Genomic DNA, 13,849 nt, shown 5'->3' with positions numbered 1-13,849 from the left:
GGGCGGAGGTTCTCAGAGATAGCTTTCCATGATCTGCTCGAGACTGAGCAGCGACCAGATCAGCAATCGCCTGTTTTCGCGGCCGGCGAGATGGTCATCGACCAATTCACGAACCGTTTTCGGGTCCAAAAGGCTGTAGATGCCCGCATTGTTGTTGAACAACCTGCGCTTCACATATTCGATGCTCTCGCCCTTGAACCAGCTGGCATCTGGGGCGGAAAAGCCCTGCTTTTCGCGATCGGCGATTTCCGCCGGGATGTGACGGCCCATCATCTTGCGCAGAATCAGCTTTCCGTCCTTTGTCCGCTCGTAATAGCGCTGCGCCTTACCGCCGGGCTCGTTCTCGTTGAGCCTCACGACGTCTGTCAGATTTCCGAGCTTCATCTTTGCGGGCAGCTGCATCGAGAAATCGACGAGATCATTGTCGAGGAACGGAACTCTGCTCTCCAGGCCATGCGCCATGGCGAGCTTGTCCTCGACCACCAGCAAGCCGTTCAGGAACGTCTTGGCCTCGAAATAGAGCGAGTGATTGACGTAATCCTCCGGTCTTCTGAATTCGGAGGCGTGCTCCTTGAAAACCCCCCGGAACACGTCGAGGGGCGCCGTCTGCTTTGCTTCATCCCAAACCGGAGCCAGCAGCTTCGGCATCACGGCAGTCGGAACCATCCGTTGCCAGAAGCCGAAATACTTGTCGATGTAGTGATCGAAATCGTCGTTCACGACTGCGCGGTAGTATCGCCACGGATATCCGCCGAACAGTTCGTCCCCCCCGGTCCCGGTGAGCACGACTTTCCCGAACTTGGATGCGAGCTTCGCGGCGTAGAAGTTCGGGTATGACTGTCCGACCCGCGGCTCCTCCAGATGCCAGGCGAGTTGCGGCAGGGCGCGCTCCATGTCGCCCGCCTTGAGGACCATTTCATAATGTTCGGTCCTGAAGAGATACGACATGTGCTCGGCTTTCGACCTCTCGTCGTACCCAAGCTCCACGCCCGAAGCGGAGTTGAGATCAAAGCCCACGGTGAACGTTCTCATGAACGGGAGCTGATTCGACGCAAGCGCCGCGATCGAGCCCGAGTCCATGCCGCCTGAAAGGTAGCACCCAATCTCGACATCGCTGATGAGCTGCCGATTGACTGCCTGGCAAAACAGCCTGTCGAGCTCCTCGATTGCCTCCCGCTCGTCGAGAGCGTGCTCGGGCTCATGAAAATGAAAGTCCCAGTATTGAGCCGGCTGAACGACGTCGCTCCCTGCGGCGAGCTGAACGTAGCTGCCTGCGGGCAGCAGCTTCACCCCCGTGAACAAAGTGCGCTCGGCGAAGAAATTCTGGAACGTCAGATACTCCGAGAGGCCGGCCACGTCGATCCGCGTCACATATTCCGGGATCGCGCGGAACGCCTTGTGTTCCGAAGCAAATACGAACGTTTGCCCCAACTGCGCATAGTAGAGCGGTTTCACGCCAAACCGGTCTCGCGCCAAGGTGAGCGTGCGTTCCTTGTTATCCCAGATCGCAAACGCGAACATCCCGTTCAACTTCAGGAGCGCATCCAGTCCCCATTCGGCAAAGGCATGCAGCAGCACTTCGCTGTCACCAGTCGAATTGAACCTGTGCCCACGCGCCGAAAGCTGTACTTTCAACTCCTTGAAATTGTAGATCTCTCCATTGTAGGTGAGGACATATCGGCCATCCTGCGTCTCCATCGGCTGACGCGCCGCGTCCGTCAGGTCGATGATGGACAAACGCCGATGACCGAGCCCCACCGGGCCGTTGCAGTAGTGTCCTTCGCCGTCCGGCCCCCGATGAGCAATCATATCGGTCATGGCCGTCAGCGTCGTGATCGAGGCCGGACGACCGTCGCGGTGGAAGATGCCGGCTATACCGCACATACCGAAATGTCCTCGTCCTGATCGCTTTCGAATTGGACCTAGATCTGCGCCTTGGCGCGACGCTGCTCGACCTGGTCGATGTGCTCACGGCGCCACTCGATAAGCCGCCGCAATCCTTCGTCGAGATCGATCGCCGCCGAGAAGCCGATCTCCTCTTGCGCGCGCTTCGGTGATCCGATGCGGTTGCGAACCAGCGTAGCTTGGCTGCGGGGAGCATAATTGATGGGCTGGTTTGAGCCCGTGAGGTTCAGCAGCTTTTCCGCGATCTCCTTCAACGAAGTGCGCTTGCCGGTGCCGACATTGTAGAAGCGATCCGTGGCATCCGCCGTCATCGCGCACAGATTGGCGCGCGCACAATCCTCAACCGCGACGAAATCGAAGGCTTCCGATCCGTCACCGAGGATGGTCGGCCCTTGTCCCTTGTCGATTGCGTCCAGCATTTTCATGATGACCGCGATGTATGCGCCCCGATAATCCTGGCGAGGACCGTACACGTTCATGTAGCGGAGGCCGACATAATCGAGTCCGTAGCGGAAGTGATAGGCGCGCGCCATCGCCTCGCCGCAAATCTTGGTGGCGCCGTAGAAGTTCTTGTTGTTGAAAGGATGATCTTCCGTCATCGGCTCCTCAACAGCATCGCCGTACACCGACGCAGATGACGACCAGACGAGCCGTTTGACGCCGTTCCGCACGCAGCCGTCCAGGACGTTGAACATTCCTTTCACGTTCACATCGAACGCGGTTCGCGGAAATTCGTGACACTGCAAGAGCCAGAGCGCGGCGAATTGGAAGACGCCGTCAGCTCCCTTCAACGCAGCATCGAGAATATCCGTTTGCGTGATGTCGCCGCCAGCCTCGAAGATCTTGACCCTCGGGTCGCGCAATGCGCTGGCAAGATTCTCATACGTACCGCGCACGAAGTTGTCGTAGATGACGATTTCGCCGACATCGGTTTTCGTCAATTGATCGACTGCGTGTGAACCGATGAGCCCCGCCCCACCGATGACGACGAATTTCTTCCCGCGAATATCCATGTTTGTTCAGCCTTCGATTTCCATAAGCGTTTCGTTGCGAAGCTCATAACGGCGATGGCTTCGCGGGCAAACGAGGTCCGATCCCAGCCGTTCGCCAGCCCGGCTCATCCAGCCGATCCTCCGCGCTGGATTTCCAGCCATCAAAGCGAACTTGGGGACGTCTTTGGTGATCACCGCGCCGGCACCAATGAAGCAATATTCGCCAAGCGAGTGCCCGCACACGATGGTCGCGTTTGCGCCGATGCTCGCCCCGCGCCCGATCGGCGTCCTACGAAACTCGTCCTTGCGCGAAACATCCGCGCGCGGGTTGTTGACGTTCGTGAAGACGCAGCTCGGGCCGCAAAACACGTCGTCTGCAAGCTCGACCCCGTCATAAATCGAGACGTTGTTCTGGACCTTGCAGCCGTTCCCGATCCTCACGTTGGGCCCGATCATCACGTTCTGGCCGATGGAGCAGTTCTCGCCAATCACGGTACGCGACAGAATATGGCAGAAGTGCCAGATCTTGGTTCCGCGCCCGACGATTGCACCCTCGTCGACATAGCTCGACTGGTGGATCAATACGCCCGGAAACCGCGGGTCTTCGCGCATTTCGCTCATTTGTGCATCGCTCGCTGAGCGAAGGCGTGGACGCCGTTGCTCCTGACGATCGGCGCGCTGCGGAATGTCGAGACGATGTCGATCGACGGACGAACCTCGTCCAGGCCGAAACCGCGGCCGGCAACGATCTCTTCATAGCTACGCGTGTGCAGATCAGTGAAGCCCTCGGAAAATTCGACCTCCTCGCCGTCCACGGTGATGGAGCGATACGTCGTCTTCTTGCCCTTGACGCTCTCAGGCAGGTCATTGCGATCCAGCGACAGGAACCAGCTGACATCGGCGCGGTCGCACTCGAGCGAGCCCGCCGCCCTCTCCGCTTCGCGCAGATGCGCCTCGCTGCGGCTGGCGGGCCCGAACACGAAGCTGAGCATGTCGAAGAAATGCACGCCGATATTGGTGGCCACGCCACCCGATTTCTGCTCCGCACCTTTCCAGGAAGCATGATACCAGCGCCCGCGCGACGTGATGTAGGTCAGCTCGACCTTGTGACGCTTATTGGTATTGGCGAAGCGCTCCCGCAGCGCAATGATGGCGGGGTGCAAGCGCAGCTGGAGGATGGTGGAGATACGCCGTCCGGTCTCACGCTCGATGGCAGCCAGATCATCGATATCACCCGGATTGAGGACCAGCGGCTTCTCGCAGATGGCATCGACGCCCGAGCGGAGAGCAAACCGACAATGCGCATCGTGAAGATAGTTCGGCGAACAAATGCTCATGTAGTCGAGCTTGCGGTCACCTCGTCGCAGCGCATCGACGTGCCGGTCGAACAGTTCGAACTCGGTGAAGAATTCCGCATCGGGAAAATGGCTGTCCATGATGCCCACGGAATCGTTGGGATCATAGGCGACGGACAGCCTGCCGCCCGTCTCGGCCATCGCCCGCATATGCCGTGGCGCGATATAGCCGGCCGCGCCGATCAACGCATAGGTCGTCATGGATCTCTCTTTCAAGCTTCGCGCTCGCTTCGGGCAAGCTACCGCACTCGGGGTGAAACGACCTTCACCCCGAGCCAAACCTTTAACGACGTCTGCCGAGCGGCAGACGGACTTACGCGGCGGCGATCAGTTCCGCCCCAACAAACACGCGCACCTTGCGGCCGAGCAAGTTCAGAAGTACGGCGACACGATGGTGATCGCTCACATCTTCCACAAGCGCAAGACTGTCGACGAATGCACCATCGACGATCCGCACCTTGTCGCCGGCGGAGAAGGCCGGCCGAGCCGCGAGCTTGATGAATCCCGCATCGTCTTCGCGCGCCCTCAGCGCACTAACAACACCGTCCGCAACTTGAGCCGGCCGGTCTCCGACGCAGACGAGATGCGAGACGCCAAGCGTGGACTGAATTGAGCGCCATCGCTGTGCCGCAAGATCGATGGCAACAAAGACGTAACGAGGAAATAGCGGGCGCGCCACGGTCTCGATCTTTCTGGCATGGCTGCGACGCTTCAGGTATCGCGGTAGATAGATCGAGAAGCCCTGGCGCTCGAGATTGGCAGCCGCCTTTGCCTCGGAATTGACGTGCGTCTGCGCGACGTACCAACTGGCGCGATCCGTTGTCATCAGACCATTCCCTGCTGCTGCTTGGGACGCACGCTCAGCAGATCGGGCACGAGCACCCTGTCTGCCCCGAACTGCCCCACCGCCTCGTCAAACACCTTCCGCGCCGCCGTCAGGTGGGTCACGACCACCGCGTCGAACGGCTCGTCGACCGACGCGTAGGAGGACACGACCTTGACGCCGATGAAGCGACCAGCCGCGACCTCGGAATCGATGATGGCAACGATCGAAACCGGCCCATCGACCGCGCTCAAGATCGCGATTTCGCACAGGTCCGAGTACCCGGCAAGCACGATGCGCTTGAAACCGAGAGCCTGGGCGCGGTCAAGGATTCTCGCGTATTCCTCCTTCGCCTTGCGGAAGAGCGAAAACGAATCCGAAAGGAACTGAACGGTTAGCCGCGATTTCTCGGAGAAGCCCTGGGGCGTAAGGTAATAAGCATATCGCCGCGTCGGCGCCTGGCTGATCTTGACGAAGCCCTTCTTGACTGCGCGTTTAAGATAGGCGTTGACCAGGCCTAACGCGACGCCAAGTTCGGCCGCGATCCGCCGCTGGGATCTGGCACCATCCGCTTCAACGGAGTTAAGCAGACCGAGCACGAGCCGGTCGCTGTCCTTTTCGTCGGTTGGTAGCGTACCCGCCATCTTCCCCCCTGCTGGAGAGGGAGCTAGCGCGTTCAGACGGTGAACGTCAAGCGAATTCGTTCACGCCATGAACAATACAAGACACTGATAAATCTTACGTTTTCTAAATTGGCCGTGTTACCCAAACCACACATTTCAACTGGAAGTGAGTGTTTCCTCGAGATAGCGCGTCGCGAGCCGCGAATAGCTGTACTTCCGCGCGACCGCCACCCGATCGCCCAGCGGGCGCTCCGGATCCTTGAGCGCCGAGACCAAACCCGCCGCCAGCGCCGCAGGATCATCCGGCGCGCATCGCAAGGTCACCAGATCTTCAAGCCCGGCGAGCGCCCGGTCTTCGCAGGCAATGACGATGCGGGGCGCGAAGAGGCAATAGTCGAACAGTTTGTTCGGGCTGATGCCATGATGATAAAGCGCGTTTCGATGGAAGGAGACGACCGCGCAGTCAGATGCATTGAGCATGCCGTGCACGACTGCCCGCTCAACTTCATCGTGGAATTCCACGTTGGCGAGGCCCGCAGCCCGCTGCTTCAGTTCGGCCAGCGACGTGCCCGAGCCGATCAGGACGAAATGGATTTCGGGATTTGATTTCGCGAGCGCAGCTGCCGCGTCGATGATGACCTCCACCGCATTGGGCGGTCCCATACCGCCCGCGTAAAGGACGACCCGTCGGCCCTCTCGCTTCATCTGCGTGATACGATCGATCAGGGAATGGTCGAGGCCATCTATTCTCAGCGCGCTCTGGATTTCGCTCTCTGAAACGCCATTGGGAATCCAGGTGAACCGGCCGGCCGGCAGTCCGCGCGAGCGCATGTGGGGTTCCGCGCCGGCCAGCAGGCAAATGACGCGCTCGGCCGAACGATAGGCGGAGCGCTCCTTCCAGCCGAGCACCTTCATCAGCGGGTGCCATGCAGGGGTCAACCCGAGTGCCATGATGCTCTCCGGCCAGAGATCGCGAATCTCGACCCAGAACTTTGCACCGAACCGCCGCGCGATTGCATGCGCAGCCGCGACAAAGAACAAGTGCGGGCTCGATGCGATGACGATATCCGGCGGACCGAACTGCCTTGCAATCGGTCCTGAGCTCGATTTCAGCCTCGTCCCGAAACTCAAATTGTTCCAGAGACGGCCGAGACTACTTTTACTGTAACGCGGCGTGTCCAGGAACCAGAAATCGACGCCCTCGATGCGCTGAGGGCCCGGCACGCGGGGCTCTCGGTGCAGGTGATGAAAGCCCGCGCTCACCACCACGACGGAATGGCCCATCCTACCCCAGGCGTCCGCAAGCCAGAACGGCCGCCAATGTCGGCCGAGACCCGGTCCACCCGCAAACGGATGCAGCAACCAGATGTTCATCCCTCAATCCAGACCGCTAGGGGTGACGCGGCTGCCATCGTCAACCGCGCGGCCCCTTCCGACAAACAAGAACATCATGGAGCTTGGACCCGGAAACGCTCGCCCCAGAGCGCCACGCAGTAGAGTCGCCAGCGCATCCCAAGGTCGAGCCGATGAAATCTCTTCTTGAGTGCCGGCATGTCGACATAGCGGAGAAGAAGGGAACTAGCGACCACCTTGTCGTACATCGTGGCCGAATGACGCGTTAGCCACAGTTGATCGGGAGCCGCAAAGCCGATCTTGTCCTTCCGCCAACAAATGCCGTCCGGGAGTATGTCGGTAACCGCCGCGCGCAATGGCCACTTCGTCCAACCGTGATTCAGCTTTATCCGCGTCGGCAGCCGCAGCGCAAACTCGACAAAACGGTAGTCGAGAAACGGCAGGCGCGTTTCGATCCCGAACCGCATCGAATTCTTGTCTTCGAAACGCAGCAACATCGGCAAGTTCGTCTCGGTGATCTCCAAAACCTGCATGGCTTGCGCGTCTCTCGTGGTACGCGCGAACCGGCGCAGCGCCTCAGGGAGATCCGGATTTCTCAGGAAGGAATAGCGCCAGCGATAGAACATCGCGCGCAGGCTCGCAGAGCTCGCTCCGAACAGGTACATCAGCAAACGCCGGACCGGAATTCCGGCCTCGATTGCGGCCTTGAACGCGCGGACAAATCCGCGCACTCCATCCTGACGATAATGCTCGAGCAGCCACGCGGCGTAGTAACGATGATAGCCCAGCAAGGTCTCATCACCACCCTGGCCGTCCAGGAGCACGGTCACCCCGTTCGCGCGCGCGGTCTTCATGACCTCGTACTGCATGACGATCGAGGGACCTGCGAAGGGTTCTTCCTGCACGTCCAGCATCGCCTCCGCCGAAGCTGCAAAGTCTTCATAGCTCGGCTTGGTGCGCAACCAATTCAGTTCGGAGCCGCGCGCAACCTCGGCCGCATACGCTTCCTCATTGTTGCTGGCCTGTTCGCTGATGGCTGTGATCGCGAAGAAACGTTCATTGGAACTCGCCGCATGACGTCGTGCGGCCAGCGTCGCGACGCTCGAACTATCCAGCCCGCCTGACAAGCAGGTTCCGACCCGGACGTCAGAGCGCAGACGCAAACGGGTGGCGTCGTCGAGCAGGTCCCTCAATTGCCGGACGGCGTCATCCGCGCCGCCCGCTGTCGAGCCGGGCGCGAGGGAATAGTATCGCGCGATCTCGAATTGACCTGTCGACACGTCGACGCGCATCTGGTGTCCGGGAGGCAGCTTCTCGATTCCCTTGAAGAAAGTTCGAGCGGTATGGTCGGTCAAACCACACACGAGAAATTCGCCGACCAGATCGTCGTCTGCGACCGCCCCTTCGATCAGCGGAAGCAGTTGGCGGATCTCCGAGCCGAATGCGAACTGCGCTGGGGTATTGACATAGTAGAACGGCTTTACGCCAAAGCGATCGCGGGCGCAAAACAGTGAATTGTCACGTTCGTCGTGGATCGCGAATGCCCACATGCCATTGAACCGCTCAAGGCAATTCGTGCCCCAGCGGACATAGGCCGCCAGGAGGACTTCGGTATCGGACGCGGTATGGAAGACGTGCCCGAGCGCTTCTAGCTCCGCCCGGAGTTCAAGATAATTATAGATTTCGCCGTTATATGTAATCCAGATCGGGAGAGAGGTGTCGCGCATCGGCTGCGCGCCGTCATCGCTCAGATCGATGATGGCCAGCCGCCGGTGCCCCAGGCCGACATTGCCATTCACTCTCACTCCTCGTCCGTCGGGCCCGCGGTGGGCAACCATATCGGTGAGCCGCTCCACCTGCTTCGCATCAACCGGTCCGGTCCTGCTAAGAAGGCCGAAGATCCCGCACACGCGCTCACCTATCTCGTTGACGACTGCGGGCCCATGTTCACAAAAAAGAAGGACCGTCGAACCCTTCAAACCAAACGCTGGCGGGGCCCAACGCAAAATCGTTGGGGACCCTAGCGCGTTCACGCGATGAACGTCAACATGGTTGGCGCGCGGGATGTGCCGGCCCCAAAGATTCGCATCGCAGGAGTAAAGTCGCGTGTGCGGGGAAAGACCGACGATGGACGCATGTGCTGCCTTAGCGGCCGGGTCATTGTGCTTTCCTTTCCGGGTGAGACGCCGGCAAGGCGTTGCGCATGGTCCATCAAGGACTTGCAATTGCGGTGGATATGACGGATCAACGGCTGCATGGAACAGGTTGTCCGGTGATCTCTTGAACGTACCCGATCCCCGCAACTGATCGCGCTTTGTCCGAGGCAACTCGGCGTAGCTTTCGCTGTCGAGGGATGCGGGATGATTTTCCATCTCGCGTAAACGCGGAGTAGCGCCTCCTCAGGTCTCCACGGCTGCAACTGGCGCCCGATGATCTTTGATATGACCACAGCACCGATTGAGAAGGACAGGCAGCGCGTAACGCCTTCGGACGAACCGCAGCGCTCGAGCCAGGGCGTTCGGGAACCATCAAAGCCCGGCTTCCGGCCTGCTATGGTCGAGCACTACCGCGTTGCGAAAACGGCCGCCACTCGCAGGCTGACTGACGCTCTGGTCAAGAAGGCCCGGAGCGCCACGCAGAGACGGCTCGCGCGCGGAACAGTCCGCACGCTCTGGGCCTCTACTCCCATCCTGACCCTTCCGCTCCTCGCCCGATGTGACCGCCTGCTCGGATTCCGCTCGTCGTCGCTCGTCTTCAACACCTACTACGTCACGAGATCGTTCGACCTAAACCTCATTCTTTTCGAGGGCGCCCTCAGGTTGACGCGAAGCAGACCAAGCCTCGCGCTGTTCCGCTGGCTGGTGTTCGCATGGGCTTTGCTGCGCTTCGACGTATTCAACTACTTTTACGATCGGGGCCTTCTTCTGAGCGACCAACGGTACGGGATCAATCCGGATGAGCTCGACCTGCTTTCCAGGTCGGGCAAGCGCCTTTACACCTATGCTTACGGCGCGGACGTAAGGAGCCGGGAGCTGACGTTAGCCCTGGGTACTCCAAACCTGTGTCAGGAATGTCCGCAGCCTGGAAGATTTTGTGTTTGCACCACCGAAATGCTCGACTCCTCACTGAAGCGGCTTGCCGGGCGAGCCACTGCGCAGATCGCCATGGGCGACATGACGGCCTATGTGCCTGGCTGCCGCGACATTCACTATTGGCCGCTCGACACGACCAAATTCATCGCGAATCCACCGACTTTTCGCCTTGGCGAGACCTTGAGGATCGCTCATGCGCCGAACCACAGTCATTTCAAGGGGACGGGTCATCTATTGCAGGCAATTGATCGCTTGATCGCAGAAGGTGAGAAGATCGAGCTCGTGTCGATCCAGGGCGTCTCGAACAAGAGGGTCTTGGAGCTGTTCAGCACCTGCCATCTGGTCGCCGATCAATTCGTAGCCGGCTTTCACGGCTATACCGCCCTTGAGGCAATGGCGATGTCGAGGCCCGTGCTCTGTTATCTGCGCGACGATCACATGATGATCGATCCGACGACGTGCCCCATTATCAGGACATCTCCCGACGAGATTTACGGCACGCTCAGAAATTGCTTGCACGGCACGATTGACCTCGAAGCCATTGGCCGAAGCGGACGCCGGTACGTTGAACGGTACTATAGCATCGAAGCTGTGGCCGCCCGCCTCGGAAGACTCTATCTCGAAACCGCCAACTTTCCCGGCGAGCTCAATGCGAGGCTTGCAAAGCGGATCGACACGCTTGTGAACGAGCATCATGTCTTGCAGGGCTGCTCCAAGCCGCCGGTCGGCTCGCCATGAAAATCCTTCATGGTCCGGTCAACGTGGGGAACCAACCCTGGGTGCTCTCGCGCGCGGAGCGCCGGCTTGGCGCCGCTAGCGACCTGGTCGTCCGCAACGACACATGGTTGAAGTATCCCGCCGACACCGTGCTTGCAGGGGAGAAAGCGGGTTTCGCGGAAGTCGCGATGCGAAGCGTTGCCTATGGCATGCTCAGGGAATGGAGCTACGACGTACTTCACTTCTATTTCGGGCAGACCTTCCTTCTGCCCGGATTTCCGCTGTCTGGTAACGCGACGATGAACGGGATCATCAGCCGATTGACGAGCGCCGACCTTCGCCTCTGTCGCGCGCTGGGCAAGAAGCTGTTCATGACGCTGCAAGGGTGCGACATTCGGCTGGCGCAGGAAGGCAACCGAAGAAACGACTGGACGATGTGCGCGAACGACCACTGCGAGCTGTTTCAGCGATGCGTCGACGTGCTGGATCAACAGCGGCGCCTTCTCGCAGCCAACGTCCTGCCGCTGTTCGATCGCGTATTCTATCTCAATCCGGAGCTCGGCCACATCGCGACCACTGCGCAATTTCTGCCGTACGCGAATGTGGAAGTCGGCAACTACGCGGTCACGCCTCCTTCGCCACGCGGCAAGCCGAGGATTGTCCATGCGCCGAGCGTTGGGCGGATCAAGGGGACGCCGCTCATCCTCGATGCGCTGAAAAAGCTGGAATCCAGCTACGACTTCGAATTCGTCCTTGTTGAGAAGAAGACACACGAGGAAGCGCTTGAGCTCTATCGTTCTGCCGATATTGCGATCGATCAGGTCCTGGCCGGCTGGTACGGCGGCTTTGCGGTTGAAATGATGGCAATGGGGAAACCGGTCGGCTGCTACATCCGGGAGAGCGACTTGAAATTCGTCCCAGAGGCCATGAGGAGGGAGCTCCCGCTGTTCAACCTGGATCCCGGCAATCTTGCAGAAAGCATCGCCGCGATGCTCGACCGCCGCTCTGAGTGGGAATGGCGTGGACGGCAGGCGCGCAGATACGTCGAACGGTGGCACAATCCCGACGTGATCGCGAAGGCCATGCTGCGGGCCTACGACCGAGCCGACAGCCTGTTCGAGCTTGAAATCTCCTGAGCGGCAACAATCGCGGGAGCGACAACGCCCTTACGGCGTGCAACGGGCGGTGCTCAGATGGGAAAGCCAACCAGTTCGGAGTGCGCCGCGCTTGAGCGGCTCTTCCGCCGATAATGCTGCAGCCGAACGCGAATAGTCTGTGTCCGCCGAGTCCCTATCCACGCAAACCGCGAGCAGCGCCGGCGCCGCACGATCTCGGCCCTCTGCATGCGGGGTGGCGAGGTGCCACCTGCCGCGTTTTCCGGATCAACGTACTCGCTTTCGTAGCATCAGGCGTGCTGCGGCTGCGCCAGAATGTTGGATTGGGCGAGCGGCGGATCAACGACGCTGGTGCCGCCGTGACCATCACTCGACGCGGTAAATGTCGACGCCATGTAGTTACCTAGGAGAGTAATGTTCGCCGTGTGCGTACCGTCCGTGACATGGAGCGTTCCACCGGATGTGGTCCCCGTGTAGGTCGGCGTCTGGATCGTGGCGAAATTCATGTCGACGAAGTCGATCGCGTCCGATCCAGCCATTCCGGCCACCGTGCCGGAGAACGTCCCGGAGTTGTCGAGCTTCAGCGTCCCCGTGCTGGACTGGAACGTGATTGCCGCAGAGGAAGCCGAGGAAAGCTCCAGGACATCGCCCCCCGCGATCGGTGCGTTCGCCGCATTCTCGCCGGTAGCGTTGAATGATTGCCACGCACTCCATTGCATTCCGTCGTTGGCTCTCACCCACAACTGATCGGTACCTGATCCGGCACGATAGACAGTCTGCGCTAGCTGGGATGCCGTCAGATCTATTTCGGTGTTCGCGGATTGAACCACCCCATTGACGATCCAGCTCCCATTTGAGTTCGAGTCCCACAGGGCATAGCTGACGATGGAATTCCCGTCTGCGTCTGCCACACTGAAGAGATTCGAGGCGGCGAAGCTCTGACCGGCGACGGTCGTCAGATTGGGCGCTGACACCACTGGCGCGACATCCGGCGCCGGCGTCGCCGTGAACGACGTCCACGCGCTCCACAGGCTGCCGTCATTCGCCCGCACATAAAGCGTATCCGGCGTTGATCCCGTAGGACCGAACACATAGCTCACCTGTGCGAGGTTCGCCGCTGCGACGTCGATCTCGGTGCTGGCCGCCTGTGCCACGCCGTTGACCACCCAGTGGCCGTTGCCGCCGGTGTCCCAGAATGCGTATTGCGCGACAGTGTCGCCAGCGTCCGCATCGCTGACCGAGAACAAGCTCGATGCCGCGATCGACGTCTGGCCGTGCGTTGCCGTCACGTTGTTGGCCGACACCACCGGCGCGACATCCGGACCCGGCGTTGCCGTGAACGACTTCCATGCGCTCCACAGGCTGCCGTCGTTCGCCCGCACATAAAGCGTATCAGGGGCCGACCCACTTGGACCGAACACATAGCTCACCTGGCCGAGGTTCGCCGCCGCGACATCGATCTCGGTGCTGGCCGCCTGCGCCACGCCGTTGACCACCCAGTGGCCATTGCCGCCGGTGTCCCAGAACGCGTATTGCGCGACGGTATCGCCGGCGTCGGCATCGCTGACCGAGAACAAGCTCGATGCCGCGATCGAGGTCTGACCATGCGTTGCCGTCACGTTGTTGGCAGACACCACTGGCGCGACATCCGGTCCCGGCGTCGCCGTGAACGACTTCCACGCACTCCACAGGCTGCCGTCGTTCGCCCGCACGTAGAGAGTATCCGGAGCCGACCCACTTGGACCGAACACATAGCTCACCTGTGCGAGGTTCGCCGCCGCGACATCGATCTCGGTGCTGGCCGCCTGCGCCACCCCGTTCACCACCCAGTGGCCGTTGCCGCCGGTGTCCCAGAACGCGTATTGCGCGACGGT

The 13,849-nt window shown here is 60.4% G+C and carries 10 protein-coding genes and 1 pseudogene; 2 read left to right on the top strand and 9 right to left on the bottom strand.

All coding sequences use genetic code 11. The annotated features are described in order from the left end of the window. Positions 1 to 12: 12 nt before the first annotated feature. The 8 genes from asnB (XH88_RS01815) to asnB (XH88_RS01780) form a co-directional block, all read right to left on the bottom strand. Entirely contained in the window at positions 13 to 1,884 is a 1,872-nt protein-coding gene (gene asnB, locus XH88_RS01815) for an asparagine synthase (glutamine-hydrolyzing) (RefSeq protein ID WP_271613708.1), read from the bottom strand. A 38-nt stretch (positions 1,885 to 1,922) separates the two neighbouring features. Continuing rightward, positions 1,923 to 2,918, bottom strand: a complete 996-nt coding sequence (locus tag XH88_RS01810) for an NAD-dependent epimerase/dehydratase family protein (protein ID WP_271613707.1) — start codon at positions 2,916 to 2,918, stop codon at positions 1,923 to 1,925. A gap of 6 nt (positions 2,919 to 2,924) precedes the next feature. Beyond that, positions 2,925 to 3,518 carry an acyltransferase gene (locus XH88_RS01805; protein WP_271613706.1) on the bottom strand — a complete coding sequence of 198 codons (594 nt, stop codon included), beginning with the start codon at positions 3,516 to 3,518 and terminating at the stop codon, positions 2,925 to 2,927. After that, the gene (locus XH88_RS01800) at positions 3,515 to 4,453 is read right to left on the bottom strand and encodes a Gfo/Idh/MocA family oxidoreductase (RefSeq protein ID WP_271613705.1); all 939 of its coding nucleotides are present in this window, start codon (positions 4,451 to 4,453) and stop codon (positions 3,515 to 3,517) included. The genes XH88_RS01805 and XH88_RS01800 overlap by 4 nt, the downstream gene beginning before the upstream one ends. Before the next feature lie 112 nt (positions 4,454 to 4,565). Further along, entirely contained in the window at positions 4,566 to 5,078 is a 513-nt protein-coding gene (gene nusG / locus XH88_RS01795) for a transcription termination/antitermination protein NusG (protein WP_271613704.1), read from the bottom strand. After that, positions 5,078 to 5,719: a winged helix-turn-helix transcriptional regulator gene (locus XH88_RS01790; protein WP_271613703.1), complete on the bottom strand. Its 642-nt coding sequence runs from the start codon at positions 5,717 to 5,719 to the stop codon at positions 5,078 to 5,080. Before XH88_RS01790 ends, nusG begins: the two co-directional genes overlap by 1 nt. Before the next feature lie 135 nt (positions 5,720 to 5,854). After that, the gene (locus XH88_RS01785; protein WP_271613702.1) at positions 5,855 to 7,072 is read right to left on the bottom strand and encodes a glycosyltransferase family 4 protein; all 1,218 of its coding nucleotides are present in this window, start codon (positions 7,070 to 7,072) and stop codon (positions 5,855 to 5,857) included. Between the two features lie 74 nt (positions 7,073 to 7,146). After that, positions 7,147 to 9,423 carry an asparagine synthase (glutamine-hydrolyzing) gene (asnB, locus tag XH88_RS01780; protein ID WP_271613701.1) on the bottom strand — a complete coding sequence of 759 codons (2,277 nt, stop codon included), beginning with the start codon at positions 9,421 to 9,423 and terminating at the stop codon, positions 7,147 to 7,149. Positions 9,424 to 9,492: 69 nt separating this feature from the next. Between asnB (XH88_RS01780) and XH88_RS01775 the strand changes: the two genes are divergently transcribed. Together XH88_RS01775 and XH88_RS01770 are read left to right on the top strand one after the other, a co-directional pair. Then, complete coding sequence (locus tag XH88_RS01775) at positions 9,493 to 10,881, top strand: glycosyltransferase (protein ID WP_271613700.1); 1,389 nt, start codon at positions 9,493 to 9,495, stop codon at positions 10,879 to 10,881. Then, on the top strand, positions 10,878 to 11,996 hold the full coding sequence (locus XH88_RS01770; protein WP_271613699.1) for a hypothetical protein: 1,119 nt from the start codon (positions 10,878 to 10,880) through the stop codon (positions 11,994 to 11,996). Before XH88_RS01775 ends, XH88_RS01770 begins: the two co-directional genes overlap by 4 nt. Before the next feature lie 269 nt (positions 11,997 to 12,265). Here the strand turns inward: XH88_RS01770 and XH88_RS01765 are convergent. Then, positions 12,266 to 13,849: pseudogene (locus tag XH88_RS01765) on the bottom strand (hypothetical protein); the annotation flags it as partial.

The sequence above is a fragment of the Bradyrhizobium sp. CCBAU 51627 genome, from assembly GCF_028128765.1.
GTDB lineage: Bacteria > Pseudomonadota > Alphaproteobacteria > Rhizobiales > Xanthobacteraceae > Bradyrhizobium.
This window is presented reverse-complemented; position numbering and strand designations above follow the sequence as displayed.

Coding starts and splice junctions, on each gene's coding strand:
- asnB (WP_271613708.1), bottom strand. CDS start 1,884: ATGTGCGGTATAGCCGGCATCTTCCACCGCGACGGTCGTCCGGCCTCG.
- XH88_RS01810 (WP_271613707.1), bottom strand. CDS start 2,918: ATGGATATTCGCGGGAAGAAATTCGTCGTCATCGGTGGGGCGGGGCTC.
- XH88_RS01805 (WP_271613706.1), bottom strand. CDS start 3,518: ATGAGCGAAATGCGCGAAGACCCGCGGTTTCCGGGCGTATTGATCCAC.
- XH88_RS01800 (WP_271613705.1), bottom strand. CDS start 4,453: ATGACGACCTATGCGTTGATCGGCGCGGCCGGCTATATCGCGCCACGG.
- nusG (WP_271613704.1), bottom strand. CDS start 5,078: ATGACAACGGATCGCGCCAGTTGGTACGTCGCGCAGACGCACGTCAAT.
- XH88_RS01790 (WP_271613703.1), bottom strand. CDS start 5,719: ATGGCGGGTACGCTACCAACCGACGAAAAGGACAGCGACCGGCTCGTG.
- XH88_RS01785 (WP_271613702.1), bottom strand. CDS start 7,072: ATGAACATCTGGTTGCTGCATCCGTTTGCGGGTGGACCGGGTCTCGGC.
- asnB (WP_271613701.1), bottom strand. CDS start 9,423: ATGGAAAATCATCCCGCATCCCTCGACAGCGAAAGCTACGCCGAGTTG.
- XH88_RS01775 (WP_271613700.1), top strand. CDS start 9,493: ATGACCACAGCACCGATTGAGAAGGACAGGCAGCGCGTAACGCCTTCG.
- XH88_RS01770 (WP_271613699.1), top strand. CDS start 10,878: ATGAAAATCCTTCATGGTCCGGTCAACGTGGGGAACCAACCCTGGGTG.